This is a genomic window from Pseudoalteromonas sp. L21 (assembly GCF_021728035.1).
Taxonomy (GTDB): domain Bacteria; phylum Pseudomonadota; class Gammaproteobacteria; order Enterobacterales; family Alteromonadaceae; genus Pseudoalteromonas; species Pseudoalteromonas arabiensis.
Window position 1 is genome coordinate 560,154 of sequence record NZ_JAKKCV010000002.1, and the last position, 26,135, is coordinate 586,288.

A 26,135-nucleotide genomic window follows, 5' to 3' on the forward strand; every position below is an offset into this window, starting at 1 on the left:
TCCTGAATTTTAATTTAGTCAATAAGAATTTTTCTCTTATTCTAATTAATTTAATTGCGGTATTTATGTTAGGCTAGCGATTAGTTTAACGAGGTTTATATGGCTTTTTCAGATACATACAGATTAAGTAGTCATGCGGTAATCACTAACTCAGATGGTCAGGTGTTATTACTGAAAGCTAATTATGGAGAAAAAAGTTGGGGGTTACCTGGAGGCGCTTTAGATAAGGGCGAAACCATTCATCACGCACTCATACGCGAATGCCATGAAGAACTAAATTGTGATGTACAGATTGCCTACTTAAGTGGTGTTTATTACCACACAGCGTTTAATTCCCATGCATTTATATTTAGAGTTTTTTTGCCTGAACATGCAGAAATAACCCTAAGCGACGAGCATACTGACTATCGGTATTTTAACCTTGATGAGCTTTCTCACGTTCAAAAGGAACGTGTGCTTGATTGTCTTAATTTTACTTCAGATGTTGTTAGTAGAGTATATTAGGAGTTTGTTGTGACCGATATTTTCTTACGTGCAGGTTACCCCAGTGACGATGCTTTTATTTTGAAACTGTTAAATCAGGCATCGTTTCTGAAGTATATTGGTGATAAAGATATCAAAACCCATGCACAAGCTCAGCATTACATACAACAAACATTTATCAATAGTCATCAGCAAAATGGCTTGGGCTGTTATATTGTCTGCCTAGCTGACGAAACGCCCGTTGGAATGATTGGGCTATTTCAACGAGATGCACTGGCTATTCCTGATTTAGGTTTTGCTCTCTTAGCTGAGTATGAAGGACAGGGCATCACTACAAAAGCGGCAGATTTAATGTTATCAAAAGAGTATGTGAATGATTTTGACTTGTTAGCTGCGATAACATCAATACAAAATACAGCTTCGCAAAAAGTGCTGAAAAAATTGGCATTTGAAGAAGTTGGCGATCTCATTATTAATGAAGATCACCAACCTCTAAAGGTTCTTTTAAAGACTAAGTTTTGATAACTCAGCGCCGACTTCTTGATTAACTTCAAGCCATGTTGATTCTAAAGTTATAACTAGACCTTGATAATCATCTTCTTCAAGAGGGGTTAACTTGTTAAAATAGTTTATTGCTTTAAGCTGTCTACCTGATTCTGGCGTTGTGTAATATAAGCGCCATAACCCTGCGATATTCGCATTACCATTTTGATCACCATTAAAATGATGTAACTCGTACTCTAATTCATAATAAGTTTGCTGATCAATATCCGTAATGACGGGCAATCCTTTAATGACCATCCAATCTTTTAACTTCGTATAGAGTGCTTGGTGGGCACTTGCTGTTAGCATTAAGTCTGGTGACTCACTCCATAGATGATAATTCGCAGCATTTATGCGGTTATTATCGAGTACCATTGCAATACCACGATTATTTAATGAACCACGTAGCTGTACCGTGTTAACTCTAAGTTGAGCTTGGGTATCGTCACTCAGACGTTTCATCGCAGTTATAGGTTGCGAGAATTGGTAATACTGTATGGTAGAGAATGAAGTTTGACTACATGCAGATAATACGAATAGCGAGCTTATAAAAGTAATTAGTTTATAGTTCATTATTGTTTCCTTGGTGTCGGATCAGCAGGAAGGTCCTTATCGAAAATCAACATATTTGGTTGCTGATTTAGGCCACGCGTTAGGGGCTGTAGTTCTTCACTTAAGCGTTTAAACTCAGAAAGAGTGGTCTGCAATTGTTGGTGAAACGCTGAACCCTGTTGGTAACTTGCCATAGTCTTTTCAAACTGTTTCATGGTCTTATCAAACTGCTGCATACTTTGGGTCATTTCAGCAAAGTTGCGATTTATGTCGCCTGGCAGGTCTTGCGTATCTTGCTTATTAAGTAAATCTCTCATGTCATGGGCAAGCGCTTGATACTCTGAAAAGGTGGTTTGCATTTGCGCTAAGCTATCTTCAATTTTTAAATTATTTACTTTATTTAAAACATCCGAAACCTGATCAGCAATAACAGTAATACCACTGGATATACTTGGAAATACCGTATACTCAGCTACTTTTGATAGACTTGCTGGTTCAGCGTTATTGTATATATCTAAGTCGACATAAACCGCACCTGTTAACAGGTTTCCTGGTTTTAAAGAGGCTCTAAGACCACTTTTTACCCAGCCATCTAAACTTGAATGCCAAAACTCACGTGCGGCTGTGCTGTCGTGGTATAAGCGACCATATTCAACTTTTATGAGCGTAGGTACTGCGGTATTATCTGTTCTAAAGTGTGCTGGTTTTCCATCAATAATTACACTGGCAGGTGCTTCAACCACAGTGCCTATTCGCATTCCTCTGTATTCAACGGGGGCACCGGCTCTTAAGCCTCTAATCGACTGCTCAAATTCAATCAAATAGTAGTCAAAGTCATAAAAACGTTCTTCAAGCGCAGCTTTGTAACTGTTACTCAATGAAAAGCTGTGACCATTAGTGGCAACTTCACCGGGTGTTTGTTGCTCAGGTATACCAACAGATATGCCACCTTTTAGCAGCTTACTTAGTGAACCTGTATTGACATTAATACCATCCGCAGAGAGGTCAATTTCAATACCTGAATTTACCCAAAAAATGGAATTCAATGTAATTAAGTTTTGGTAGGGCTCATTAATAAAAATACCATACTTCATTGCTTGGTTTTTCCAATCGAAAGTTGCGGTTTCTATTTGGCCTATTTTGTAGTCTTTAAAGTATATTCCTGTGCTGACGTCTAGTACTTCGGCGTTATAGCTCAATAAGGTAAAACGCCCCCCTTTGACGTTGTTAGCAATCAAGGCTGGTTCGTCTTGAAGCTCAAAATCATCTGCCAATTTTTTGCTTTCACCAGGTGAAAACTCTAAATATACGCCCGATAATAGCGTGCTCATGCCACTGATACCTGTGTCATCAATTCGTGGTTTTACTACCCATATTTTGGCATCATCGGTGAGTAAATCTTCATAATGTTTATCTATCTGGGCACGGGCAATGACACTATTTTGCTTGTCCGATAGCCTTACATGATCAACTTGACCTATTTTTACACTACGAACTTTAATTTCGGTTTTACCGGCGACAATTCCTTCAGCGTGAGGCATTTTTATATAAATAGTTGTGCCTTGATTTGCTTGATACTGATATAGCATCCAAGCGCCTATTAACAGTGCCACGAGTGGTATAATCCAAATAGCGGAAATATTAGGCGCGGTTTTTATTTTTGCTGCTTCGCTCATACCAAATTCTCTTGTTTAGCTGTTTTTAAATTAGCAGGGCTATCCCATAATAATCGAGGATCAAATGCGTGGGCTGCAAGCATTTGGCAAATAACCATAGTTGTGAAAAAAACGGTCCCTATACCAGGTGTGACTGACATTAAATTCCCCAGCTGCACTAAGGCTACTAAAATTGCCACCACAAAGACATCAATCATTGACCATTTACCTATAAACTCAGTTAGTTGATAAACACGTGTGTAATTCTTCGTTTGTCTATTAGCAGGGCGGGTGACCATTAAGCATAGAAAACTGAGCACTAGCGCTTTTGCCAGAGGCACAACAACGCTGGCTAGAAATATAATTATAGCAATGGGGTATGAACCACTCGCCCATAAAATCATAACGCCACCAATCAAAGTTGACGGTGTTTCATCTCCTAAACTAGTCGTATACATAATCGGGTAGACATTGGCGGGTATATAACACGCAACAGAGGTAATTAACCATGCAGCCGCTTTTTGAATGCTGTTAGGGTTGCGGCTAAATGTTTTAGTTTGGCAGCGAGAACAAACCTCTGTATTACATAATTGACCACAGACATGACAGGCTTTAAGGCCTTGATCAATGGCTCTGGTATTAGGTTGTGTTTGCTCAATATAAATAGGTTCTTTTAATTGTTGCCATAAGCGCTGTTTGTTTATACGTGTCGTTGCTGCAACATAGCAGACAACAAAAGCAACGTAAGACCAGAAACTAACGCCAAATGCGATATCTGCCATCGACATAATCTTCACCATGCTGACCATAACACCTATCAAAAATATCTCTGACATTATCCAAGGTTCAAGAGCAAAGGTAACTTTTAACAAACGTTTTCCCCATAGATAGGGTAAAGCTTTAAGTAAACCTAAGTGTAAGGGGATGATCAAAGCTAAAAGTAACATAGGTAGGCCAATGATACTTGTATCAATAAAGAGTCCTAAGAAGTCATTGTCGTAGTTAAATAAAATGCGAGCTGCGTCAGGAAGAGTAATTGTTTGTGTTATACCGCTGCTGCTAAATGATAAAAAAGGGTAAAACATACTACTGAGAAGCATCAAAATAGCACTTAAGCTAAGCGCTACAACACTACTGTCTTGATTGGCTTTTGAAACTGACAGTTTAGTATTACAGTGAGGGCATACAGCCATTTGTTTAGCAGTAAGGTACGGTATCTCGATGACAAGATCACAACTTGGACATGCTGTTTGCAAACTTTGCTACTCTTAAACAAGAACTTAGTTAATTCTGCACCAATTATCCTGTAAATACAAATGCAAGCTTCTTGGTTATGGGCTAGTATCTATCTTAAGCCGTTGAAAATATGCTAAACTAAAACTTTAAGGTGGAAAGTGAGCCGTACGTTAATACTTTTGTTATTTTTGTTCTGTTTTACAACTGAGAGTGTCTCTCAACAGAGCCATGAAAAGCAGATTATTGTCGCAGCAAGCTCATTTTTACCTCCTTACATTGTTAAACAATCGAACAGCGGTATTCAAATTGAGATTCTAAAAGCAGCATTACAAGCACAAGGTATTACTGAACTCGATATACATTATATGTCTAACAAACGCGCTGAGCAGCTGTTATTGCAAGGTAAGGTTGATATTGTTCTTAACTTTCCTCCGATGGCAATAGCGGGGATCCATAAAAGCGAGCCGCTTGTTATGTATCAGAATGTAGCTCTTAGTTTGGCTAGCAACGAATTTATTATTAAATCAATTTTTGATCTTGCAGGTAAGAGTGTCTTAGCATTTCAAAATGCTGTTAATTTTATCGAGCAACCGTTTAAGTCGGTAACAGAAAACTTGGCTTCCTATGATGAAGTAGTAAACCAACAGGCACAAGTCGATCATCTAATGAAGGGGTGGGTTGATGTTATAATAATGGATCGACGCGTATTTCTCTTTTACTTAGAAAAGTATAAACAATCCAACAAGGTGCTTCCTTTTGTTGTTCACCCTATATTTAAAGAAGCCCCAAGACCGGCATACTTTTCTAACAAAGCACTTAAAGATAGCTTTAATCTTGGTTTAGATAAGATTATTGCATCAGGCGAATATCAAGCAATTATCCGCCTAGATGGCACTGAATATGCGCAGTTACTCCGTCCTGAATCACGCAAATAAAGCAACTGTTTGGCGACTTAGCGCTATGAGTTTTCCGTCCTGACTCCAAATACAACCATCTTCTAGGCCATAACCATCTTTACTGTGGTGAGTGATTGCCTCATAACCAATCCACGCATCATGCGCGATGTTCGGTTCCTCAACAAATTCAAGGTACCATGACATACTACTTGCTGGTGCAGGTTGCTTATACATTTGTAATAGGGTTGGTGGCCAAGCATCAGCAAGGGCAATGATTTGTGCCTCATTCATTTGCTCGGGTGTATGTTTTAATTTCATCCAGCCACTTAAATGCGAGGTGTCAGCAGCAGAAAACGGCATATTACCGTCTTGTAAGCACAGTGCTATATGTTGAAAAAATGCAGGCATTTCTCCTTCTTTGTAAGGCAGGGCAAAACGCTCATCGACAGGTTTAAGCTGCATAGTTTTAGTTACATCAACACGTACAGTGGATTGGCGCTTAGCACCAAAACAGGCTTGAGTAATAATACAGACATCACCATCTTGGATTATTCGAGCAAGTACTTGTGCGCTGTTTTTACCTTCGCGTAAAACTTCAACATCAATGGAAAAATCAGTATCAGCAATTAAAGGTCCTACAAAGTTAGTACTTAAAGACAGTAAGCGACGAGAGCTATTAATATGTTGACGCATCGCTTGATATAATAAAGCGGCTGATAACCCGCCAAAGGCTGTACGACCCTGACACCAGTTTTCTGGGAACTGCATTACTTTTGTTTTGTCGCAGCCTAGTTCACTCGCTTTGGCGAGTAATTGTTCAAAATGCATAACTTTCCTTAACATTTATTATTATATTATTGGTTATAGCATAGCAAAAGTGATCAGACCAGTTTGCTTCCCTGCAATGAAGCTAAGAAAACACCTCTTTTTGAGGAAAAAATGCCCATTTGGAAAATATTTCAAAAAAAAGTAAATTTTTTTCATTTTAATAGTTGAATTCAGTTTGTTGCACCCCTATTTACTAGTCATCGAACGTTTTAACGAATTTTGAAGTTGGAGAAGATTCATGGGTAGAATTATTGGAATCGATTTAGGTACTACTAACTCTTGTGTAGCAGTACTAGACGGTGATAAAGCACGCGTTATCGAAAACGCGGAAGGCGATCGCACAACACCATCGATCATTGCATACACGCAAGACGGTGAAACATTAGTTGGTCAACCTGCAAAACGCCAAGCAGTAACTAACCCAACTAACACATTATTTGCAATCAAGCGTCTAATTGGTCGTCGTTTTGAAGACGAAGAAGTACAACGCGATATCGGTATCATGCCTTTTAAAATTGTAAAAGCTGATAACGGTGATGCATGGGTTGAAGCACGTGGCGAGAAACGTGCTGCACCACAAATTTCAGCAGAAGTGCTGAAAAAAATGAAGAAAACAGCAGAAGACTTCCTAGGTGAAGCGGTTACTGAAGCAGTAATCACTGTACCGGCATACTTTAACGATTCACAACGTCAAGCAACTAAAGATGCTGGTCGTATCGCGGGTCTCGAAGTTAAACGTATCATCAATGAGCCAACTGCCGCTGCTCTTGCATATGGCATGGACAAAAATAAAGGTGAAAACGTTGTTGCGGTATACGACTTAGGTGGTGGTACTTTCGATATCTCTATCATCGAGATTGACGAAGTTGAAGGCGAGCACACATTTGAAGTTCTAGCAACTAACGGTGACACTCACTTAGGTGGTGAAGATTTCGATAACCGTGTTATCAACTACTTAGTTGAAGAGTTCAAGAAAGACCAAGGTATCGACCTTAAAACTGATCCACTTGCGATGCAACGTGTTAAAGAAGCGGCTGAAAAAGCGAAGATTGAACTTTCTTCTGCACAGCAAACAGAAGTTAACTTACCGTACGTGACTGCTGACGCAACAGGTCCTAAGCACATGAACGTTAAAGTTACTCGTGCAAAACTTGAGTCACTTGTTGAAGACTTAGTCACTAAGTCAATTGAGCCACTTAAGCGCGCACTAGCTGATGCTGATTTATCAGTAAACGACGTAAATGACATCATCCTTGTTGGTGGTCAAACACGTATGCCTTTAGTACAAAAAACAGTTGCTGAGTTCTTTGGAAAAGACCCACGTAAAGATGTTAACCCAGATGAAGCAGTTGCAGTAGGTGCAGCGATTCAAGGTGGCGTACTAGCTGGTGACGTTAAAGACGTACTACTACTTGACGTATCTCCGTTATCGCTAGGTATCGAGACTATGGGTCAAGTAATGACAGCTCTAATTGAGAAAAACACCACGATTCCTACTAAGAAATCGCAAGTTTTCTCAACAGCGGAAGACAATCAATCAGCGGTAACGATTCACGTACTACAAGGTGAGCGTAAGCGTGCAAGCGATAATAAATCTCTAGGTCAATTTAACCTAGAAGGTATCCGCCCAGCACAACGTGGTACACCTCAAATCGAAGTAACTTTTGATGTTGATGCTGATGGTATCTTACATGTATCTGCAAAAGACAAAGATACAGGTAAAGAGCAGAAGATCACAATCCAAGCTTCTTCAGGTCTAAGCGATGATGAAGTAGAGAAAATGGTTCGTGATGCTGAAGCACATGCTGAAGAAGATAAAAAATTCGAAGAGCTAGTAGCGACTCGTAACCAAGCTGATGCAATGGTTCACGGTACACGTAAGCAAATCGAAGAAGCAGGTGACGCGTTACCAGCTGAAGATAAAGAAGCAATCGAAGCTGCGCTTACAGAGCTAGAAACGGCGATCAAAGGTGATAATAAAGAAGAGATTGAAGCGAAAACTCAAGCTCTTGCTGAAAAATCACAAAAGCTAATGGAAATTGCACAAGCTAAAGCGCAACAGCAAGGCGGTGCAGATGCTGGTGAGCAACAATCATCTACTAAGCAAGATGATGACGTTGTTGATGCAGAGTTCGAAGAAGTGAAAGACGACAAGTAATTGCTCGTAACGCTTCTGCCTAATTTAAAACTAGCTGCTTTGTTGTGCTATTTAAGTTAGGATGAATCATTGAGGCGCGCCAGCGAATTCGCTTGACGCGCCTTTTGCATGTATATAGATGGTAAACTCTGTTTGCCCTCATGCAGTAAAACTGCATTAAAAAGAGTAGTGTGATACATATGTCAAAAAGCGATTATTATGAAGTTCTCGGCGTAAGCAAAGATGCAAGCGAACGAGACATCAAAAAAGCGTATAAGCGCTTAGCGATGAAATATCATCCAGACCGTACCGCGGGCGATAAAGAACTTGAATCAAAGTTCAAAGAAGTAAAAGAAGCTTACGAAGTACTGACTGATCCGCAAAAACGTCAAATGTATGATCAATACGGTCACGCCGCCTTTGATCAAAATGGCGGTGGCGGTCATGGTGGCTTTGGTGGCGGTCACGGTGACTTTGGTGATATTTTTGGCGACGTGTTTGGTGATATTTTTGGTGGCGGTGGCCGCCGTCAATCTCGCCAACAACGTGGTGCTGACCTACGTTACAACATGGACCTAAGCCTTGAAGAGGCAGTTCGTGGTAAAGATGTAGAGATTAAAGTGCCAACTTGGGTTAGCTGTAAACCATGTGATGGCAGCGGTGCAAAAGCGGGCTCTAAACCAAAAACCTGTACTACCTGTCATGGTGCTGGTCAAGTTCAAATGCGTCAAGGCTTCTTTGCTGTGCAGCAAACGTGTCCAACTTGTCAGGGCACAGGTCAGATTATTTCTGATCCATGCGACAGCTGTCATGGTCAAGGTCGCGTAGAAAAAACCAAAACTTTATCTGTTAAGATCCCTGCGGGTGTAGATACGGGCGACCGTATTCGTTTATCTGGTGAAGGTGAAGCAGGTATGCATGGTGCCCCTGCAGGTGATTTGTATGTTCAGGTCTCTGTTCGTGAACACCCAATTTTCCAACGTGATGGTAATAACCTTTATTGTGAAGTCCCTATTGGTTTCACCACCGCTGCATTAGGTGGCGAAATTGAAGTCCCCACACTGGATGGTCGAGCAAAACTTAAGATCCCTTCAGAAAGCCAAACGGGCAAAATGTTCCGTATGCGCGGTAAGGGTGTGAAATCGGTTCGCAGTGGTGCGCAAGGCGACTTGATTTGTAAAGTGGTCATTGAAACGCCTGTTAACCTAAACGATCGTCAACGTGAGTTGCTTGAAGAGCTTGAGCAAAGCATGGGGAAAGATGGTTCGAAAAACCGCCCTAAAGAGAAAGGTTTCTTTGACGGTGTGAAGAAGTTTTTTGATGATTTAACTAAATAAATTTGGTTAGTTAATAAAAAGGCGCTTACTGATAAGCGCCTTTTTTATTACTAAAAAATTAATCTAGTAGTTTAAAATATTCAATTTAGAACCACGTAGTAGTCGCTATTAGCTAAGCATCTGCAAAGTGTTACGTCGTCATCATATTGAGTTTTTTGTATTCTGCCTTTTTCAATTCCGAGTAACTGACATTTATTCTGACAATCTACAAAAGCATTCCATCGTATATATTCATTGCACACAAAGTTAATAGCGAAGAAAAAAGTTAAAAGAATGAATATTTGCTTTAACCAATACAGAGTATGTGATTTCAACATGACAATTGTCCTAAAACGATTGGTTCTATTAGTCTAGTTGATTATAAAATTCATACCCTAGTACGATTCGTTCTTTATTAAGAATTTTATGTTATGTTGAACAAAATGATTACAGAGTAACTTTTGGACTAGAATTAATGACACCAGCAATCAACTTGTTGAAGAAAAAAGGAATTAAATTTGATGTGCTTTCTTATGAGCATGAGCCAAATCAAAAGCAGTTTGGACTAGAAGCCGTTGAGAAATTAAATTTACCCGCAGCACAGGTTTTTAAAACCTTAGTTGTCGAAGACAATACTCAGAACCTATTCGTTGCCGTGGTGCCTGTGAGCCAGCAGCTTAACCTAAAAATGTTAGCTAAGTTTGCGGGAGTAAAAAAAATAGAGATGGCTCCGCAACAGGCTGTTGAAAAATCAACTGGCTACATTCTGGGTGGAGTAAGCCCGCTTGGACAAAAAAAACAACTAAAAACCTATATTCACACTAGTGCAAAAAGCTTTGAAAGCATTTATGTATCCGCAGGTAAACGTGGGTTAGAGATTGCCTTAAATCCAAAAGATCTTATGACTTTAACGCGAGGTCAATACGCAAATTTTTAAGTAATAATTTAATCTAGTTTTTAATATTGTTGATCATTGTTGTCGCTGTTGATATGAATTCAGTTATTTGTGTTTCAGTTAATCCTTCACAAAGCTTGGAATCAACCTGTTTCTCTGCAATTTGTAAGCGTGAAAACAGGGTTTTACCTTGCTCAGTAAACGACAAAATCAAGCAGCGCTTATCATTTTTGTCGGCACATTTAGACACCAATTCTAGCTTTATAAGCTCTTTTACCAAGCGTGCTATTTGCGCTTTATCACGCCCCGTTTTGGCAACAATATCGTTCGCAGTGCAGTGCTGTGTTTCAGCAATAATGTGCAAGCAGCGTACATGCAATGCGTTAAGGCCAAGCTCATTGGCATTTATTGCTTCACGTACAGTAACACGGTAACTTTGTGCCAGTGTAAATAAAGCAGAAGAAAGAGAGGTTTGTGGCATGGTCCACCTAGTTGTAATTAGTTGACAAAGTCAATTAAAAGCGTATAGTTGACTATATCAACTATTGGGGCGTTGTGCAATTTAACCAGCTAGGAGACTAACATGGCTAGAAAAGTTCGTTGTGCAAACGTATTAAGTACTACACGTATTTCCCCGCATCTACAAAGAATTGTCGTTGGCTCAGACGAGTTTGCAGATTTCCCTCAAGATGCAAAAGGTGCGTATGTAAAGGTCTTATTCCCGCATGCCGGTGAATCTAAGGTTGAACTTGATTTACACGCTGAACACCCTGCATTAATGCGCTCTTATACTATCCGCGATATTAACCCTGTGAACGGTGCCATTACTCTCGACTTTGTGGTTAACCAACATCAGGGTGTTGGAACCAACTGGGCACAAAGTGCGGTAGTAGGCGACGAGGTAGGTATTGCAGGCCCAGGGCTTAAAAAACTCACTGATTTTACGCAAACACATTATTTAATGCTGGCAGACTTAACCTCTGTAAATGCAATCAATGGTTATTTACAAGCCTTTCCACAAGATGCCACTGTCGATGCCATTATTCATGTAGCTGATAAAGCAGATATCATTGAGCTTGAGCAAATTAAAGCACACACCCAACATAGTGTTGAATGGTTAGTTACAGATGAGCCAGAAACCGATCTGCTCGACCAAGTAACACGCTTATGTGCAGGTTATAACACGCAACCTATGGTGTTTATGGCATTAGAAGCAAACTTGGTTAAGGCAATTCGCCGTTTAGTGACAAGTAGTTTTGAAATTGACCGTGAACACAACATTGTTGCATCGGCCTATTGGAAACGTGGAATTGATGCTGATGGCCTAAAGGTGGAAAAACAGCAACAAAGCCGTGCCTAATTAGCATTTGAAAAATAGCCGTTCGCTCTCATTAACTAACTATAAAGAGTTAGATTTTGGAGAGTGAATGTCAGACCTTACCAACACGCCTTTTTCATTGCTTGAACTGAGCCCAATGAAAGAGCACGAAACAGTTTCGCAAACACTAGCTAATAGTGTTAGTTATGCACAAACAGCCGACAAACTTGGTTTTAATCGGTTTTGGATGGCAGAGCACCACAATATGCGTGGTATCGTTTGTGCTGCAACCTCAGTATTGATAGGTCACATCGCAGGAAAAACTCAGAATATTCGCGTAGGTGCGGGTGGGGTGATGTTACCTAACCACCCACCGCTGGTTGTTGCTGAGCAATTTGGTACCCTAGAAAGTTTATACCCAGGTCGCATTGATTTAGGTCTAGGCCGTGCCCCAGGTAGTGACCCAATTACCAGCCGTGCCTTACGTCGTGACGAACAACGCGCTGAGCACTTCAATGATGAAGTAACTGAACTTCAAGGTTTACTTGGCCCATATAAAGGTGATTCTCCTGTACGCGCAATTCCAGGTGAAAACACCAATGTCCCTATCTGGTTACTGGGCTCAAGCCTTTATAGTGCTGGGCTTGCAGCTAAAAAAGGGTTGCCATATGCATTTGCAGGTCATTTTGCACCGCGCTTTGTTGAAGATGCCATAGCTTTGTATCGCAGAGAGTTTCAACCATCGAAGGTGTTAGATAAGCCATACGTTATGCTTGGCTTACCGGTTGTTGCAGCTGATACTGACGAACAAGCACAGTTTTTAGCAACCACCGCAAAACAACGTATTTTAGCACTTATGCGCGGCAAACCACTTTGGCTTAAAGAACCTGTTCAAACTATGGAAGGGTTATGGACAGCACAAGAAAAAATGCAAGTTGAAAACTTTTTAGGGCTTTCAGTTGTCGGTGATCAAGCGAGTGTTAAGCATAAGCTGAGTATGATTAAACAAACGCTACAGGTTGATGAGTTTATCTTTACAAATGACCTGTATGAATTGAGTGACAGGCAACATGCGCTGGAGTTATTAGCAAGTATCATGCACTAATACGGATTGGCCAAATAGTGAATGCGTGTAATGAATTTTATGCGCATTACTTAAGTCCTAGCACTCATTTTGTAAACGGTTTTATAGATTGAATCAATTTAATTATTCCGTTTTAAGGATTGAATTTAACTTTATACAATACATTTATTAACCATTACCCTAGGAAGGTGCACCGTGAAATCTCAAAAAATTGCCGCAGTAGAACCACAAACAAAAACAGCATTAATCGCTGAGGGTGGTGGGCAACGAGGGATTTTTACCGCAGGTGTACTCGATGCGTGGTTAGAAAATAATTATGACCCATTCGATTTATTCATCGGCACATCAGCAGGCTCACAAAACTTAACAAGTTATTTAGCGCGTCAAAAAGGCTACGCAAAACGTTTGATCAGAGGGCTTTCTCGTCATAAACGTTTTTTTCAACTTGGCCGCGGGCTGTTTGGTAAAAGCATTGTCGATCTTGATTGGTATTTTGACAAAACCAAAGAAGTAAACCGTGCCTTAGATTTTAAAACAGCAACACAAAGCCTAGGTAATCGCGAGCTGTTGATCACAACGACTAATGCCGCTGACCGTAAACCCTATTACTTGAGTCCAAATGGTGAAGACATGCAATGGTTGGCCCTACTAAAAGCATCAAGCGCATTACCTTTTTTATATAAAGATGGTGTTAACTTAACTCCTTGGTTAACAACCAAAGCCGCAAATGATGCCATTATTCAAAGCTCTAATACTGATTTAGTGCATGATATGTATTTAGATGGTGGCCTAGCTGCACCTTTACCCGTGAAAGAAGCCTATAATCGTGGTGCCCGCGATATTGTGGTTATTCGTACTGTTGATGAAAACTTTCAAGTGCAATCTGAATGGGTTAATAAGCTAAAGACACTCGTTCGCGTATCAGGCTATTGCCCCAAAACATTTGATTACCTTGTTCAGCACGAACAAGCATATCAAGATGAGCTTGATTTTATTGCAAAGCCGCCAAATGATGCCCGTATCACACAAATTTTTGCAGGCGATAAACTACGCAGTAAGCTACTAGGTAGTACAGATTCAGACCTTCGTTATGATCATAAATTAGGTTTAGCAGCAGGCCGTGCATTTCTACAACAACAATTGCTAAATTAGTAGAGAGCATACTTGGTTAATTAATCTCACTGCCTACTTGAGATATCTGTAAATAAAGTTAAAGTGGTTAGCTATTCACTTTTTGTGATTTTTTATTAATAAGAACAATAAAGGCTGCCATGTTTAACACCGCTGTATCAACAATCAATGGTCTTCTTTGGGGAGAGGGCCAAATTCTTATTTATATTCTTCTGTTTGCCGGAATCTGGTTTTCGGTAAGGCTAAAAGCGATTCAGTTGGTTAAGTTTCGCCATATGTTTAGCTTATTAAAGTCGAGTAGTAATACAGACAAAAACTCAATTAGCTCATTTCAAGCTTTATGTACTGGTCTTTCAGCCCGTGTTGGAACAGGTAATCTTGCAGGGGTTGCCGTTGCTATTTCGTTAGGTGGCAGCGGTGCAATATTTTGGATGTGGGTGATTGCCATTCTTGGCATGGCTACTGGCTTTGCCGAAAGCGTACTTGGGCAAGTCTATAAAGTCAGGGATGCCAACGGCGAGTTTAGAGGCGGGCCTGCTTATTATATTCAGCAAGGATTAGGCAGCAGAGCACTTGCGATATGTTTTGCCTTTTGCTTGTTTCTTGGTTATGGGTTTACGTTTAGTGCCATGCAAACAAATACCATTACCGATGCCCTCAATTACGCATTTGAAATTCCAACTTTGTATTCAGGTATTGTGATCACAATACTGGCAGGCTCTATTATTTTAGGTGGCTTTAAAGCAATCGCCCGCTTTGCTGAACGTATTGTGCCTGTCATGGGCATTTTATTTGTACTCGCTGCAATAATTATTACCTTACTGAATATCGGTAAAGTGCCCTCAATGATCGAAGATATTTTACTTTCAGCCTTTGGCTTACAAGAAGCCGGTGCAGGGGCTATGGGCGCAGCAATTAAAAATGGTATTCAGCGAGGGCTCTATTCCAATGAAGCCGGAGCGGGTAGTGTGCCCCATGCATCAGGCTGTGCTTCACCAGTACCTAATCATCCGGTCACTCAAGGATACATTCAAATGCTTGGGGTGTTTTTCGATACCATTGTGCTGTGTAGTTGTACTGCGGTGATTATTTTATTAGCTGATATTGATATTAGTGGTGAAATGGAAGGAATACGCTTAACTCAATCTGCTATGACAGCACATATGGCCGCTGGTGGCATTTACTTTGTAGCAGCTGCAATTTGTTTATTTGCCTTTACTTCTGTGGTTGCAAATTATGCCTATGCAGAAAGTAACCTTCATTTATTTAAACTAGATAATAAACTCGGCCGTGGTATTTATATCTGTTTATATTTATCAATGATGATTTGGGGCGCATCGGCCACCATTAAACAAGTGTGGGATCTTGCCGACATTGCATTAGGTTTAATGACAGTGGTGAACGTTATCGCTATCATACGCTTAACGCCAACCATCTTATCTGTGACAAAAGACTACCATAGTCAACGTGATGCAGGCCAAGAACCCATTTTTGATTCTGAAAAAGTACAGGTTCAAGGTCAAACAGAGCAAGGTATTTGGCGAAAGTAATCTAAAACAACAACGAGAAAAGTAACCATGATAGATATTTACGCTGGGCCAACTGCTGCAAAAGTAATTCAAGAGCAAGGTCTGTCTGCCGATTTGTTTAATACCTTTTTAGGGGCAAGTGGCGGACCCAAATGGTTTACATTATTTGGTTTGGATAAATATCTATTTGGTGAATTTTTTAAAGACCGTAGCACGCCTTTAAACTTATTAGGATCAAGCGCTGGTGCATTTAGATCTGCCTGTTTTGCACAAAATGACCCTGTTGCTGCAATATCTCGATTAGCAAAGTCATACTCTGAAACACGATACTCATCAAATAAAGCAAAACCCGAAGAAATAACTACAAAAGCTCGTGAGTTATTACGTTATGTATTTGCTGAAGATGGTATTCATGAAATCATTCATAACCCTATTTTTAAAGCCCACTTTATAGTTGCAAAATCGAATGGTTTTACAGCATCAGAAAACAAAGTGATGCAGTTAATGGGTTTATCTAAAAGCTACTTAGTCAATAGAATGAATAGGCGTTTGTTAAGTAAGCAATACGAGCGTTATGTGTTTCAAGCGGCGGATAGTCAGTTATCGTTTTCAGATAACAATACTTTCAATACCCATACTATTGAACTCAGCGAAGATAATTTAGCCGATGCTTTACTTGCTTCGGGGTCAATCCCGTTAGTTATGCAAGGCATTAAAAATATAATAGGAACACCGCCTGGTATATATCGTGATGGTGGTATCATCGATTATCACTTTGACCTAACTATTCATAATGACGGACTTATTTTATATCCGCATTTTAATAACAAGCCTAAAGCAGGGTGGTTTGATAAAAGCTTAAAGCGCGGTATAACCCCGAGTAACTATGATAACGTGGTGATGATTACTCCATCAGCCGAATTTGTTGATTCACTACCTTATGGAAAAATCCCTGATCGTAAAGACTTTACTGAGCTTGATGCTGATACACGGATTAAATATTGGCAACAAGTGCTTGATGAAACTGAGCGACTTGCTAATACTTTTGATGAAATTTGCATGCATAAAAAGCCATTAATGATAAAAAATATTACTTAAGAGTCTCTTTTTGAAACTGCTCCTTCTTTCATATATTTATAGTGATAGAGTATTAATATTAGTCAAACTTAATGTTGGTTTGCATATTTATTCATTTTGGCGGGGGTGAAAACGCAGTGTCTAAATTGATCCATTTTAAAAAACCTCGTTAATCAAGTAACGTAAAACGAATGCAGTTAGTAACTAAAACGGGTAATATTAATTAGGTTTTCAGAAAACTAGTATGGTACTTGGTAACTTGATTTGTTAACTAGCGACCCGCCTTTGCGGTATCGCAGATAGCCCATAAATTACGTTATGTTAAATTAGTGAGAATAATTAAAAGTGGGAGTTAAGTTGCTAACTAGCCCACTTTTAGAAGGGTTTTTAAAAGGTTAATTTAGCTCAGAATCTACCCAGAATTTCGTGCCTTTTAATACTGCTTGTAGTGCAAGTCCATTTTCGGTTAAAGAATAAACCGTAACTTGGTCTGCAATTGCTTCCGCAACTAAAGCACCACCTTTTTCTTCATATTTAGCTGCAGCATCAGCGTTACCGCCGAATGCCCAACCGTGTTCAATAAAGCGATTTACTGCGGCTTGGTTATGAAAAACCATGACAACATTAAAGTCTTTAACGCCTAAACCTAAGCCTAAACCAGCTTCACCCATGTTCATGTAAGTTGATTTACCTGTCAGATTATTTTTAACTACACCATAGCCGCCACCAAAGCTAGCTAAAACAACATTTACATTGGCATTATCAAAAACGGCATAACCAGCTGAGTTAGCAATTTGTTGTTTTACATCAGGCTTTTGTGCGTAAAGCTCACTTAATGTATTATTTTTCATGCTTTGTACTAGAGCACGTTTCTCATCGGGAGATGCACTACCTGTAGTAGCACAACCTGTAAGGATGGTTGTGACTAAAATGAAACTTAGAGTAATAAACTTTTTCATACATATTCCTCGAATATTTGTATGGCAATGGTTAGGATAAATATAGACTAATAAAAAATATTTAAAGTCCAATACTAGACAGTATCGGACTTTGTGTTAGTCTTATAACTTGTTATTTTACAAGATATTTAATCATTATGCTCGTTGCTCTCGTCGATACACTTAAACAACTGCGCTACCAAATTGCCCATCTTGAAGATGATACTCTTGCTACAGAATATCCTGAACTTGATTACTTTATACATCAAGTTGGATTGACTGTTGCTGAATCAAGAAAAGACTTAACTTTTCTATATCAATTTTTGTATGTGTATGGGCGAAAATCAGAAGCAACATTTAATCGCTTTCGAAATGAACTTGAACGATTCTGTTTATGGGCATGGTTGATTGCTGAAAAATCGGTTTTTGATCTAAAGCGTGACGATATTGAAGCCTATGTTGATTTTATGGTTGAACCAGATTCAGCGTGGTTATCGAACTCAGTACAATGGCGTTATAAAGATGAACAAGGTATTAGAAAACTAAATACTAATTGGCGCCCTTTCATTAATAAAGAAAATATAGCAAGCCAACAAACTTTAGCAGCTATGTTTACAGCATTAAATGTGTTTTATAAGTTTGCTATTTTAGAAGAAAAAACGTTTGCTAATTTTGTGCCGGTTGTCAAAAAGAATAGTCCTTACTTAGTTGTACAATCGCAAATTAAAATCCCCGATACACTCAGTGATATTCAATGGGAGTATGTATTTGGTGTAACGCGTGACCTATGTGATCAGCAGCCTGATTTAGAAAGAAATTTATTTACACTAGCTTGTTTGAAAGGTTTGTATTTACGTATTTCTGAGTTATCTGAAAGACCACAGTGGTCGCCGGTTATGTCACATTTTTGGCAAGATAATGATGGCTTTTGGTTTTTAAGAATTATGGGTAAAGGTAACAAATTACGTGATGTAACTTTAAGTGAAGATTTTATCACTTACCTCAAACGTTACAGATTATACCGAGGCTTACCTGCCCTCCCCCGTGTTGATGAGGCCGAACCATTAGTACACAAAATTCGTGGAAAAGGTGGCATGACTGTTCGACAAATTCGTCGGTTAGTACAGCAAAGTTTTGATTTAGCAAAACAATCATTATTAGATGATGGTTTTAAAGACGATGCGGAACAACTTGAAGCGGCAACTGCTCACTGGTTAAGGCATACAGGTGCAACTCATGATGCCCAAACAAGACCGCTTAAACACTTATCGGAAGATTTAGGTCATGCAAAAATTGCTACGACTGATCAAATTTATATTCAAACAAATATAAAAGAACGCGCAAAGTCTGGAATTAAAAGGAAAGTTTAATGGAATATACCATACTCACATTAGTTGGTTTAGCTTTGTTATTTTACTCACTGACAATTCGTCAGTTAGAACGAACAGAAATAACCGGGCCAATGTTTTTTGTGTTGGTTGGAATTGCAATGTCTTACTTTTTACCAAGTGAGTTCAAATTAGGCGAAGCAGGGCTTAGTGAAATTTTACCTTTAGTTGAATTAACTCTAAGTATTTTTTTATTTACCGATGCAGCAAAATCAAAACTGACAGTATTAAAACATAGTTATCAGTACCCTAGCCTGTTACTCTTTGTCGCTTTGCCAATGACATTACTGTTAGGTGTTGCAGGTGCGTTGTTTTTCTTTTCTGAGTTATCACTTTTTCAATCTGCTTTGATTGCTATTATTTTAACGCCGACTGATGCTGCCCTTAGTAAAGGTATTTTGGAATCTACGTCGGTACCAGAAAAAGTTCGCGAAGGGATAAATACAGAAAGTGGTTTGAATGATGGCCTTTGCGTACCCATTTTTTTAGTTTTACTTTTATTAGCTCAAAATCCAGAAAGTGCGGTAACTACCGTTGATACCCTACTCGTTTTTGCAAGAGAGTTGGGTGTTGCACTTTTTATTGCTGGTGTGTCGATAGCAGTGTTTATTCCACTTTTAAAAATTGCATTAGCACGTCATTATTTTGCAAATAATAGCAGTCCATTTTTATTGATTGGTTTAGTAATGGCTATTTTCTCTTTGACACAAAATTTTCATGGTAGTGGTTTTATTGCCGTTTTTGTAGCGGGACTATTATTTGATTACTTAGCTCCTAGAAAAATTCGTTCAACATTAGTCAACGACTCAGAACATATCGCGGAATTTGTTGCACTATTAATCTGGTGTTTATTTGGCTTTGTTTGTGGTCACTTAATTGTGAATGACATTACTTGGCCAATTGTTTTTTATGCGCTATTAAGCGTGACGATTTTTAGAATTCTGCCCGTGTTACTTTCACTTCTATTCACTAATTTAAATCTCAAAGAGAAATTTACTTTTGCTTGGTTTGGTCCACGAGGTTTAGCGTCTATCGTTTTCACTTTAATGGTGATGGACACAGATATTGTGAACAAAGAGCAAATTGCTACAGTAACCTTAACAACAATTTTATTTAGTGTTTTTATTCATGGCATGAGTACCAAGCCCATTGCAAAAAGTTACCAAAAATAAAGGCGCGTTAAGCGCCTTTATTTTTTATGAATTTAATAACACTTTAATTTTTAAAGTAGCTCTGCAATTAATTGCAGTGGGTGTTTTGGTTTAAACTTTTCATAGCGTTTTACTTGGCTACGACAAGAAAACCCAGTTGCTAAAATAGTTTCAGGCTCATTATTAGAAATAATTGGTTGCCAACTCATTTCATAAAGAGCGCGTGAATTTTCTTGGTTTTGTTTTTCGTGGCCATACGTTCCTGCCATACCACAACAACCCGTACTGGTAGTGTCTAGTTGTAAATTTAGATCAGCAAAAATAGATTGCCAAACTTTAGATGCATTTGGCATGGCTGTTGTTTCAGTACAATGACTTAACAATTTAAATGGTGAATCGTTTTTAGTGGCAAGTGAAACCTGTTTAAAGTTTTGGCTTTGAAGCCATTCATGTGCAAGTTCAACTTTAAAATCGCCACGGTCATCTTTTAAAATCGATACATATTCATCTCGGTAACACATAACCAAGGATGCATCGAGCCCAACTAGTGGTGCGTTGATTTCAGAAAGTGAATTTAAAAACTCAGCTGCATTTTTTGCTGTCGTTTTAAATTCATTTAAAAAGCCTTTTACATGCTGTGCTTTACCATTTGGTTTAAACGGTAATAGCATTGGTTTTTTGCCTAACGCTTTAATGACTTTGATAAAGCTTTCGACTAATTCGGCTTCGTAAAAACTAGTAAATGGATCTTGTACTATCAGAACATACTCGGCTTGCTCTTCTTTTGAAAGCGAATTAAGTAATTCAAAATTGAATTGCTGACTTTTTGAAATACGTTTAGAAAGTTGCGGGACGCTCAAAGTTGGCGTATCAACATAACCAATGGTATTTTTAATTAAACCTGAAACAATTTTAGTGTTTACTATTGGATTCAAAACTTTAGCAAATTTTGCCATGACAGGTGCAGTTTGCTCGATGCCTGCCACTAAGTAATCTTTTACAGGTCGTGCATAATAACTGTGATAGAAATTTAAAAACCTTGAACGAAATGTTGGCACATCCACTTTGATTGGGCATGCAGTGGTACATGCTTTACAAGCTAAACATTCGTCCATAGATTCTTTCACTTCGTGGGAGAAATCATAAACGCCCTTTTGCTTATCACGACTATGTTGATAGCGTTCCCACCAAGTGATCACTTCGCCATTGATCAATTCCTTTTCAACATTGAGCAAATCAATATTTTCTGACTCTTGAAGTCGTAGCCATTCACGCATTAAACTTGCGCGCCCTTTTGGCGAATAACGGCGGTCACCAGTAACTTTATAAGATGGGCACATTGGTGATGTTTCGTCATAGTTAAAACACAGGCCATTACCGTTACAGGTCATAGCGTTATTAAATTCTGTTTTAACATTGATAGAAATTTCTTTATCGAACCAAGCTCGTTTTTGATCGTCAACAGAAACTAGTGAGTCTTTACTTTCGAGTGGAGTACAGATTTTACCAGGGTTTACTCGGTTATTTGGATCAAAAGCCGCTTTAATTTTTCTTAATTGTGTAAATAGATGTTCGCCGAAAAATTCAGGGCCATATTCACTACGGTACCCTTTGCCATGCTCCCCCCACATTAAACCACCATATTTGGCAGTCAATTTAACGACCTCATCTGAAATATGACGAAGTAATTTTTCTTGTTCAGGGTCACACATATCAAGAGCAGGTCGAACATGTAATACGCCAGCATCAACATGGCCGAACATACCATATTGAAGATTGTGTTTATCGAGAAGTTCACGAAACTCAACAATAAAATCTGCTAAGTTTTCTGGAGGAACTGCAGTATCTTCGGCAAAAGCTAACGGTTTTTGGCTGCCTTTTACATTGCCTAAAAGACCCACAGACTTTTTACGCATTGCATAAATTTTTAAAATATCAGCTTTGTCATTAGTTAACTGATAACCAATGACACCATTCGTTTGTTTTTTAACACACTCATCAAGTAACTTACATAGAGTATCTACTTTATCCTTTATGTCTTCTGGTGAAACCGCATTAAACTCAACCATGTTGAGGCCTTGCATATCTTTGTTTTCAACATCGGTTATTAAGTCCGATACTGAGTGCCAAATAATATCTTCTCGAGCAAGGTTAAGTACTTTACTGTCGACTGTTTCTACAGAAGTCGCATTTGCTGCGACTAAGAATGGTGAATGACGAAGAGCAGAATCAAAGCTATCATATTTAATATTGATTAAAGTCTTGAACTCAGCAATGGGTGTAATGTTAAGTTTTGCTTCAGTAACTATACCTAAAGAACCTTCTGAGCCAGTAATTAATCGACTCATATCAAAGGTTTGTAAATCATCAGAAAAAATATGTTCTAAATCGTAGCCGGTAAGAAAACGGTTTAAACGCGGGAATTTTTCTAAAATAGCATCACGGTTCTCAAGGCCAATATCGATAACTGTTTTATATAACTTACCCACTGTCGTGTTTTGTTCAGCAATTACCTTAGCTTTTTCTAAAGGTATGGGAGTCGTTGACATTTCAGTGCCGTCAACAAGGTAAGTTGTAAGACCTAAAACATGATCACTGGTTTTTCCATAAACTAAAGATCCCTGACCCGATGCATCTGTATTTACCATTCCGCCAATTGTTGCTCGGTTACTAGTTGATAGATCAGGTGCAAAGAAAAAACCGTAAGGACGTAAAAAGTCATTTAATTGGTCTTTTATTACACCAGTTTGAACGCGCACCCAGTTTTCTTCTACATTGATTTCTAAGATTTCACGCATATAGCGAGATAAATCAACAACTATTCCAGGGGTTAGCGATTGTCCGTTAGTACCTGTACCACCCCCGCGTGGACCAAATGTCAGTGATAAAAACGGATCACGTGAAGCAATTTGCATAGCCAGTTGTATGTCTTTTGCTGACTTAGGGAAGATGACACCTTGTGGAACTTGTTGGTATACGCTGTTATCAGTCGATAAACTTAAACGTGTTGAAAAGCTTGTATCGGTATCACCACTAAACCCTTGATTTTTAATAGTCTCTAAGAAATTAGAGACGAGTTCTGTGGCGGCTTGTTGTTGACTTATTGTTGCTATCATGACGGTGATAAATTAAGGCATTTTACAAATTATATCATGCTAATAGCTAAGATAAATTGAAGATTTTACAGTTTGTAACACTCTTTTTATCGATTTCGGGTGTAATACTTTTATACTGTGTATTAAAGCGGCAAATGAGATAGCCATATGAAAAAATTTGCATTAATCAGTTTAGGTGCCTTGTGTATGTTATTGGGTTTAGTGTTTGTGATTATACCTGGCCCATCGTTGATCTTCTTTATTGCTGGGCTTTTCTGTTTATCTTTTTACTATCCTAAAGCGCGTGATTATTTAACCCTGTGTCAAAAGGCACTGGCTAAGTCATGTGCTTATATTGATAAAAAACTTGCTCGTTGAATTAAAGGTCAACATGCCCTTAGAAGTAACAAAAATGCCAGCTGGATGCTGGCATTTTTTATATTAGATACTTTAATTTAGACAAATAAAGCGCTTAGTCTGCTAATTTCTTAGCAAGGTATAGCCACGTTTCTAATACGGTGTCAGGATTAAGAGAAACAGAATCAATACCCTGCTCAACTAACCAAGCTGCAAAGTCTTCATGATCTGAAGGACCTTGACCACAAATACCTACGTATTTGCCTTTGGCTTTAGCTGTTTGAATAGCCATTGATAATAGTTTCTTGATTGCTGGGTTACGTTCATCAAATAGATGAGCAATCAGACCTGAATCACGGTCAAGACCTAATGTTAACTGAGTTAAGTCGTTAGAACCGATAGAGAAACCATCGAAATACTCTAAGAACTCATCCGCTAGTAACGCGTTTGATGGTAATTCACACATCATGATCACTTTAAGACCATTTTCGCCACGTTTAAGGCCATGTTCTTCAAGTAATTCAATAACGCGCTTACCTTCTTCAAGTGTACGAACAAATGGGATCATAATTTCGATATTAGTCATACCCATTTCGTTGCGAACGCGTTTAATTGCTTCACACTCTAACGCGAAACAGTCGCGGAAATCTTCAGAGATATAACGTGCTGCACCACGGAAACCAATCATTGGATTTTCTTCTTCCGGCTCATATTGCTGGCCGCCAACAAGGTTTGCATATTCGTTTGACTTGAAGTCAGACATACGAACAATTACACGCTCAGGTGCAAATGCACAACCAAGTGTTGCAATACCTTCAACAAGCTTAGAAATATAGAATTCTACAGGTGATTCATAACCTGCCATCATTTCTGAGATTTCAGCTTTAAGCTCGTCTGATTGTGCATCAAAGTTAAGAAGTGCTTTAGGGTGAACACCAATCATACGGTTGATTACGAATTCAACACGCGCTAAACCAACACCAGCATGTGGTAAGCGTGCAAAGTCAAATGCACGATCAGGGTTACCCACGTTCATCATAACTTTCATTGGTAATTCAGGCATTTCATCAACGCGCGAAGTAAGTACTTCGTAATCTAAAATACCTTCGTAGATATAACCTGTGTCGCCTTCGGCACATGATACTGTTACATCTTGCCCCGCTTTAATTAAATCAGTTGCATTACCACAACCAACAACGGCAGGAATACCTAATTCGCGAGCAATGATTGCTGCATGACAAGTTCGGCCACCACGGTTTGTAACAATCGCAGCTGCACGTTTCATGATAGGTTCCCAATCAGGGTCAGTCATGTCAGTAACAAGAATGTCACCTTGTTGTACTTTGTCCATTTCATCAATTGAATCTAGTACACGAACTGTACCTGAGCCAATTTTATGACCGATTGCACGACCTTCTACTACAACAGAACTTGTACCGTTTAATTGGAAGCGCTCCATTACGTTCGCGTCTTCGTTCGAGCGAACTGTTTCTGGGCGGGCTTGAACGATGTAAAGTTTACCGTCGTTACCGTCTTTTGCCCACTCGATGTCCATTGGACGACCGTAGTGCTTTTCGATGATCACAGCTTGCTTTGCAAGTTCTTGAACTTCAGCATCTGTGATTGAGAATTTGTTTGAAAGTGATGAATCTACATCAACAATTTCGACTTGCTTACCATGTGATTCATCCGCAGAGTAAATCATTTGGATTGCTTTCGAACCGATATTACGGCGAACTACTGCTGGTTTACCGTTAGCAAGAGTTGGTTTGTGAACATAAAATTCATCTGGGTTTACAGCACCCTGTACAACCATTTCCCCAAGACCATAGCTTGAAGTTACAAATACAACATCTTCAAAGCCAGATTCAGTATCAATACTGAACATAACACCTGAAGCTGCTTTATCTGAACGAACCATACGTTGGATACCAGCTGATAAGGCTACACCACGGTGGTCATAACCTTGGTGAACACGGTAAGAAATTGCGCGGTCATTAAATAGTGAGGCAAACACGTGTTTGATTGCAGTCATTACTGAATCTATACCACGTACGTTCAAAAACGTTTCTTGTTGTCCTGCGAATGAAGCGTCTGGCATGTCTTCTGCTGTAGCAGACGAGCGAACTGCAAATGAAACATCTTGTGATGCGTCGCCATGTAATTGGCTATATGAGTCGCGGATGGCTTGGTCTAGGTTAGGTTGGAACGGTGTATCGATAATCCATTGGCGGATTTGTGCACCGACTTTAGCGAGTGTATTTACATCATCCACATCCAGTGTGTCTAAAATATCGTGGATTTTTGAGTTTAGCCCTGATTGTTCAAGGAACTCGTTGAATGCATCAGCGGTTGTAGCGAAACCACCTGGCACTTGAACACCAGCGTTAGCTAGGTTTGAGATCATTTCACCCAGTGAAGCGTTTTTACCGCCAACACGTGGAACATCTTGCATACCAAGCTCTTGATACCAGAGAACGTATTCTTGCACGGATCTTTCTCCATAAAACAAATTGTAGTACTAAC

Annotated in this window: 22 protein-coding genes; 14 read left to right on the forward strand and 8 right to left on the reverse strand. The window is 39.2% G+C overall.

Annotated features, from left to right (window positions below):
• Positions 1 to 99 precede the first annotated feature (99 nt).
• Positions 100 to 504 (forward strand): NUDIX domain-containing protein, encoded by a 405-nt coding sequence (locus tag L3V41_RS07705; RefSeq protein ID WP_237115576.1) that lies wholly within the window; start codon positions 100 to 102, stop codon positions 502 to 504.
• A gap of 9 nt (positions 505 to 513) precedes the next feature.
• Positions 514 to 1,005 carry a GNAT family N-acetyltransferase gene (locus L3V41_RS07710; protein ID WP_237115575.1) on the forward strand — a complete coding sequence of 164 codons (492 nt, stop codon included), beginning with the start codon at positions 514 to 516 and terminating at the stop codon, positions 1,003 to 1,005.
• Here the strand turns inward: L3V41_RS07710 and L3V41_RS07715 are convergent.
• From L3V41_RS07715 to L3V41_RS07725, 3 genes are read right to left on the reverse strand one after another with little or no spacing between them, the layout of a single operon-like run.
• A complete protein-coding gene (locus tag L3V41_RS07715; protein WP_062567903.1) occupies positions 988 to 1,599 on the reverse strand; it encodes a PqiC family protein in 612 nt (203 codons plus the stop codon). The genes L3V41_RS07710 and L3V41_RS07715 overlap by 18 nt on opposite strands.
• Positions 1,599 to 3,254, reverse strand: coding sequence for an intermembrane transport protein PqiB (pqiB, locus tag L3V41_RS07720; protein ID WP_237115574.1), 1,656 nt, complete (start codon positions 3,252 to 3,254; stop codon positions 1,599 to 1,601). Before pqiB ends, L3V41_RS07715 begins: the two co-directional genes overlap by 1 nt.
• Positions 3,251 to 4,489, reverse strand: a complete 1,239-nt coding sequence (locus L3V41_RS07725; RefSeq protein WP_237127486.1) for a paraquat-inducible protein A — start codon at positions 4,487 to 4,489, stop codon at positions 3,251 to 3,253. Before L3V41_RS07725 ends, pqiB begins: the two co-directional genes overlap by 4 nt.
• Positions 4,490 to 4,627: 138 nt before the next feature.
• Between L3V41_RS07725 and L3V41_RS07730 the strand changes: the two genes are divergently transcribed.
• Positions 4,628 to 5,404 (forward strand): transporter substrate-binding domain-containing protein, encoded by a 777-nt coding sequence (locus L3V41_RS07730; protein ID WP_237115573.1) that lies wholly within the window; start codon positions 4,628 to 4,630, stop codon positions 5,402 to 5,404.
• Here L3V41_RS07730 and L3V41_RS07735 read toward each other — a convergent pair.
• The gene (locus L3V41_RS07735; RefSeq protein WP_237115572.1) at positions 5,393 to 6,193 is read right to left on the reverse strand and encodes a thioesterase family protein; all 801 of its coding nucleotides are present in this window, start codon (positions 6,191 to 6,193) and stop codon (positions 5,393 to 5,395) included. The genes L3V41_RS07730 and L3V41_RS07735 overlap by 12 nt on opposite strands.
• 238 nt (positions 6,194 to 6,431) lie before the next feature.
• Here L3V41_RS07735 and dnaK point away from each other — a divergent pair, with 238 nt between their 5' ends.
• From dnaK to ybaK, 3 genes are all read left to right on the forward strand, one after another.
• The gene (gene dnaK / locus L3V41_RS07740; RefSeq protein ID WP_062567899.1) at positions 6,432 to 8,351 is read left to right on the forward strand and encodes a molecular chaperone DnaK; all 1,920 of its coding nucleotides are present in this window, start codon (positions 6,432 to 6,434) and stop codon (positions 8,349 to 8,351) included.
• Between the two features lie 179 nt (positions 8,352 to 8,530).
• The gene (dnaJ, locus tag L3V41_RS07745) at positions 8,531 to 9,667 is read left to right on the forward strand and encodes a molecular chaperone DnaJ (RefSeq protein ID WP_062567898.1); all 1,137 of its coding nucleotides are present in this window, start codon (positions 8,531 to 8,533) and stop codon (positions 9,665 to 9,667) included.
• A 454-nt stretch (positions 9,668 to 10,121) separates the two neighbouring features.
• On the forward strand, positions 10,122 to 10,583 hold the full coding sequence (ybaK, locus tag L3V41_RS07750) for a Cys-tRNA(Pro) deacylase (RefSeq protein ID WP_062567896.1): 462 nt from the start codon (positions 10,122 to 10,124) through the stop codon (positions 10,581 to 10,583).
• A gap of 13 nt (positions 10,584 to 10,596) precedes the next feature.
• Here the strand turns inward: ybaK and L3V41_RS07755 are convergent, their stop codons facing one another.
• Positions 10,597 to 11,022 carry a MarR family winged helix-turn-helix transcriptional regulator gene (locus L3V41_RS07755; protein ID WP_062567895.1) on the reverse strand — a complete coding sequence of 142 codons (426 nt, stop codon included), beginning with the start codon at positions 11,020 to 11,022 and terminating at the stop codon, positions 10,597 to 10,599.
• Positions 11,023 to 11,124: 102 nt separating this feature from the next.
• Between L3V41_RS07755 and L3V41_RS07760 the strand changes: the two genes are divergently transcribed.
• The 5 genes from L3V41_RS07760 to L3V41_RS07780 all read left to right on the forward strand — a co-directional run bounded on the left by L3V41_RS07760 (position 11,125) and on the right by L3V41_RS07780 (position 16,701).
• Positions 11,125 to 11,901 (forward strand): siderophore-interacting protein, encoded by a 777-nt coding sequence (locus L3V41_RS07760; protein WP_237127487.1) that lies wholly within the window; start codon positions 11,125 to 11,127, stop codon positions 11,899 to 11,901.
• 67 nt (positions 11,902 to 11,968) lie between these two features.
• A complete protein-coding gene (locus L3V41_RS07765) occupies positions 11,969 to 12,964 on the forward strand; it encodes an LLM class flavin-dependent oxidoreductase (protein ID WP_237115569.1) in 996 nt (331 codons plus the stop codon).
• Positions 12,965 to 13,138: 174 nt separating this feature from the next.
• Complete coding sequence (locus L3V41_RS07770) at positions 13,139 to 14,095, forward strand: patatin family protein (RefSeq protein ID WP_237115568.1); 957 nt, start codon at positions 13,139 to 13,141, stop codon at positions 14,093 to 14,095.
• A gap of 119 nt (positions 14,096 to 14,214) precedes the next feature.
• On the forward strand, positions 14,215 to 15,624 hold the full coding sequence (locus L3V41_RS07775; RefSeq protein ID WP_237127488.1) for an alanine/glycine:cation symporter family protein: 1,410 nt from the start codon (positions 14,215 to 14,217) through the stop codon (positions 15,622 to 15,624).
• 27 nt (positions 15,625 to 15,651) lie between these two features.
• Positions 15,652 to 16,701, forward strand: a complete 1,050-nt coding sequence (locus tag L3V41_RS07780) for a patatin-like phospholipase family protein (protein WP_237127489.1) — start codon at positions 15,652 to 15,654, stop codon at positions 16,699 to 16,701.
• A gap of 374 nt (positions 16,702 to 17,075) precedes the next feature.
• Here the strand turns inward: L3V41_RS07780 and L3V41_RS07785 are convergent, their stop codons facing one another.
• A complete protein-coding gene (locus L3V41_RS07785; RefSeq protein ID WP_237127490.1) occupies positions 17,076 to 17,639 on the reverse strand; it encodes a YSC84-related protein in 564 nt (187 codons plus the stop codon).
• A 137-nt stretch (positions 17,640 to 17,776) separates the two neighbouring features.
• Between L3V41_RS07785 and L3V41_RS07790 the strand changes: the two genes are divergently transcribed.
• Positions 17,777 to 18,988: a tyrosine-type recombinase/integrase gene (locus L3V41_RS07790; RefSeq protein ID WP_062567875.1), complete on the forward strand. Its 1,212-nt coding sequence runs from the start codon at positions 17,777 to 17,779 to the stop codon at positions 18,986 to 18,988.
• Positions 18,988 to 20,178, forward strand: coding sequence for a cation:proton antiporter (locus tag L3V41_RS07795; protein WP_237127491.1), 1,191 nt, complete (start codon positions 18,988 to 18,990; stop codon positions 20,176 to 20,178). Before L3V41_RS07790 ends, L3V41_RS07795 begins: the two co-directional genes overlap by 1 nt.
• A 50-nt stretch (positions 20,179 to 20,228) precedes the next feature.
• Here L3V41_RS07795 and L3V41_RS07800 read toward each other — a convergent pair whose 3' ends face one another.
• On the reverse strand, positions 20,229 to 23,273 hold the full coding sequence (locus L3V41_RS07800) for an FAD-binding and (Fe-S)-binding domain-containing protein (protein WP_237127492.1): 3,045 nt from the start codon (positions 23,271 to 23,273) through the stop codon (positions 20,229 to 20,231).
• Positions 23,274 to 23,420: 147 nt separating this feature from the next.
• On the opposite strand from L3V41_RS07800, the gene L3V41_RS07805 reads away from it, so the two are divergent.
• Positions 23,421 to 23,630 carry a PGPGW domain-containing protein gene (locus L3V41_RS07805; protein ID WP_237127493.1) on the forward strand — a complete coding sequence of 70 codons (210 nt, stop codon included), beginning with the start codon at positions 23,421 to 23,423 and terminating at the stop codon, positions 23,628 to 23,630.
• Positions 23,631 to 23,724: 94 nt separating this feature from the next.
• On the opposite strand, the gene ppsA is transcribed toward L3V41_RS07805, so the two are convergent.
• The gene (gene ppsA / locus L3V41_RS07810; RefSeq protein ID WP_237127494.1) at positions 23,725 to 26,100 is read right to left on the reverse strand and encodes a phosphoenolpyruvate synthase; all 2,376 of its coding nucleotides are present in this window, start codon (positions 26,098 to 26,100) and stop codon (positions 23,725 to 23,727) included.
• Positions 26,101 to 26,135: the final 35 nt, after the last annotated feature.

Bases quoted from the DNA above. Each gene is read 5' to 3' on its own strand.
- L3V41_RS07705 (WP_237115576.1), top strand. From the start codon at position 100: ATGGCTTTTTCAGATACATACAGATTAAGTAGTCATGCGGTAATCACT.
- L3V41_RS07715 (WP_062567903.1), bottom strand. From the start codon at position 1,599: ATGAACTATAAACTAATTACTTTTATAAGCTCGCTATTCGTATTATCT.
- pqiB (WP_237115574.1), bottom strand. From the start codon at position 3,254: ATGAGCGAAGCAGCAAAAATAAAAACCGCGCCTAATATTTCCGCTATT.
- L3V41_RS07735 (WP_237115572.1), bottom strand. From the start codon at position 6,193: ATGCATTTTGAACAATTACTCGCCAAAGCGAGTGAACTAGGCTGCGAC.
- dnaK (WP_062567899.1), top strand. From the start codon at position 6,432: ATGGGTAGAATTATTGGAATCGATTTAGGTACTACTAACTCTTGTGTA.
- dnaJ (WP_062567898.1), top strand. From the start codon at position 8,531: ATGTCAAAAAGCGATTATTATGAAGTTCTCGGCGTAAGCAAAGATGCA.
- ybaK (WP_062567896.1), top strand. From the start codon at position 10,122: ATGACACCAGCAATCAACTTGTTGAAGAAAAAAGGAATTAAATTTGAT.
- L3V41_RS07755 (WP_062567895.1), bottom strand. From the start codon at position 11,022: ATGCCACAAACCTCTCTTTCTTCTGCTTTATTTACACTGGCACAAAGT.
- L3V41_RS07760 (WP_237127487.1), top strand. From the start codon at position 11,125: ATGGCTAGAAAAGTTCGTTGTGCAAACGTATTAAGTACTACACGTATT.
- L3V41_RS07765 (WP_237115569.1), top strand. From the start codon at position 11,969: ATGTCAGACCTTACCAACACGCCTTTTTCATTGCTTGAACTGAGCCCA.
- L3V41_RS07775 (WP_237127488.1), top strand. From the start codon at position 14,215: ATGTTTAACACCGCTGTATCAACAATCAATGGTCTTCTTTGGGGAGAG.
- L3V41_RS07780 (WP_237127489.1), top strand. From the start codon at position 15,652: ATGATAGATATTTACGCTGGGCCAACTGCTGCAAAAGTAATTCAAGAG.
- L3V41_RS07785 (WP_237127490.1), bottom strand. From the start codon at position 17,639: ATGAAAAAGTTTATTACTCTAAGTTTCATTTTAGTCACAACCATCCTT.
- L3V41_RS07790 (WP_062567875.1), top strand. From the start codon at position 17,777: ATGCTCGTTGCTCTCGTCGATACACTTAAACAACTGCGCTACCAAATT.
- L3V41_RS07795 (WP_237127491.1), top strand. From the start codon at position 18,988: ATGGAATATACCATACTCACATTAGTTGGTTTAGCTTTGTTATTTTAC.
- L3V41_RS07800 (WP_237127492.1), bottom strand. From the start codon at position 23,273: ATGATAGCAACAATAAGTCAACAACAAGCCGCCACAGAACTCGTCTCT.
- L3V41_RS07805 (WP_237127493.1), top strand. From the start codon at position 23,421: ATGAAAAAATTTGCATTAATCAGTTTAGGTGCCTTGTGTATGTTATTG.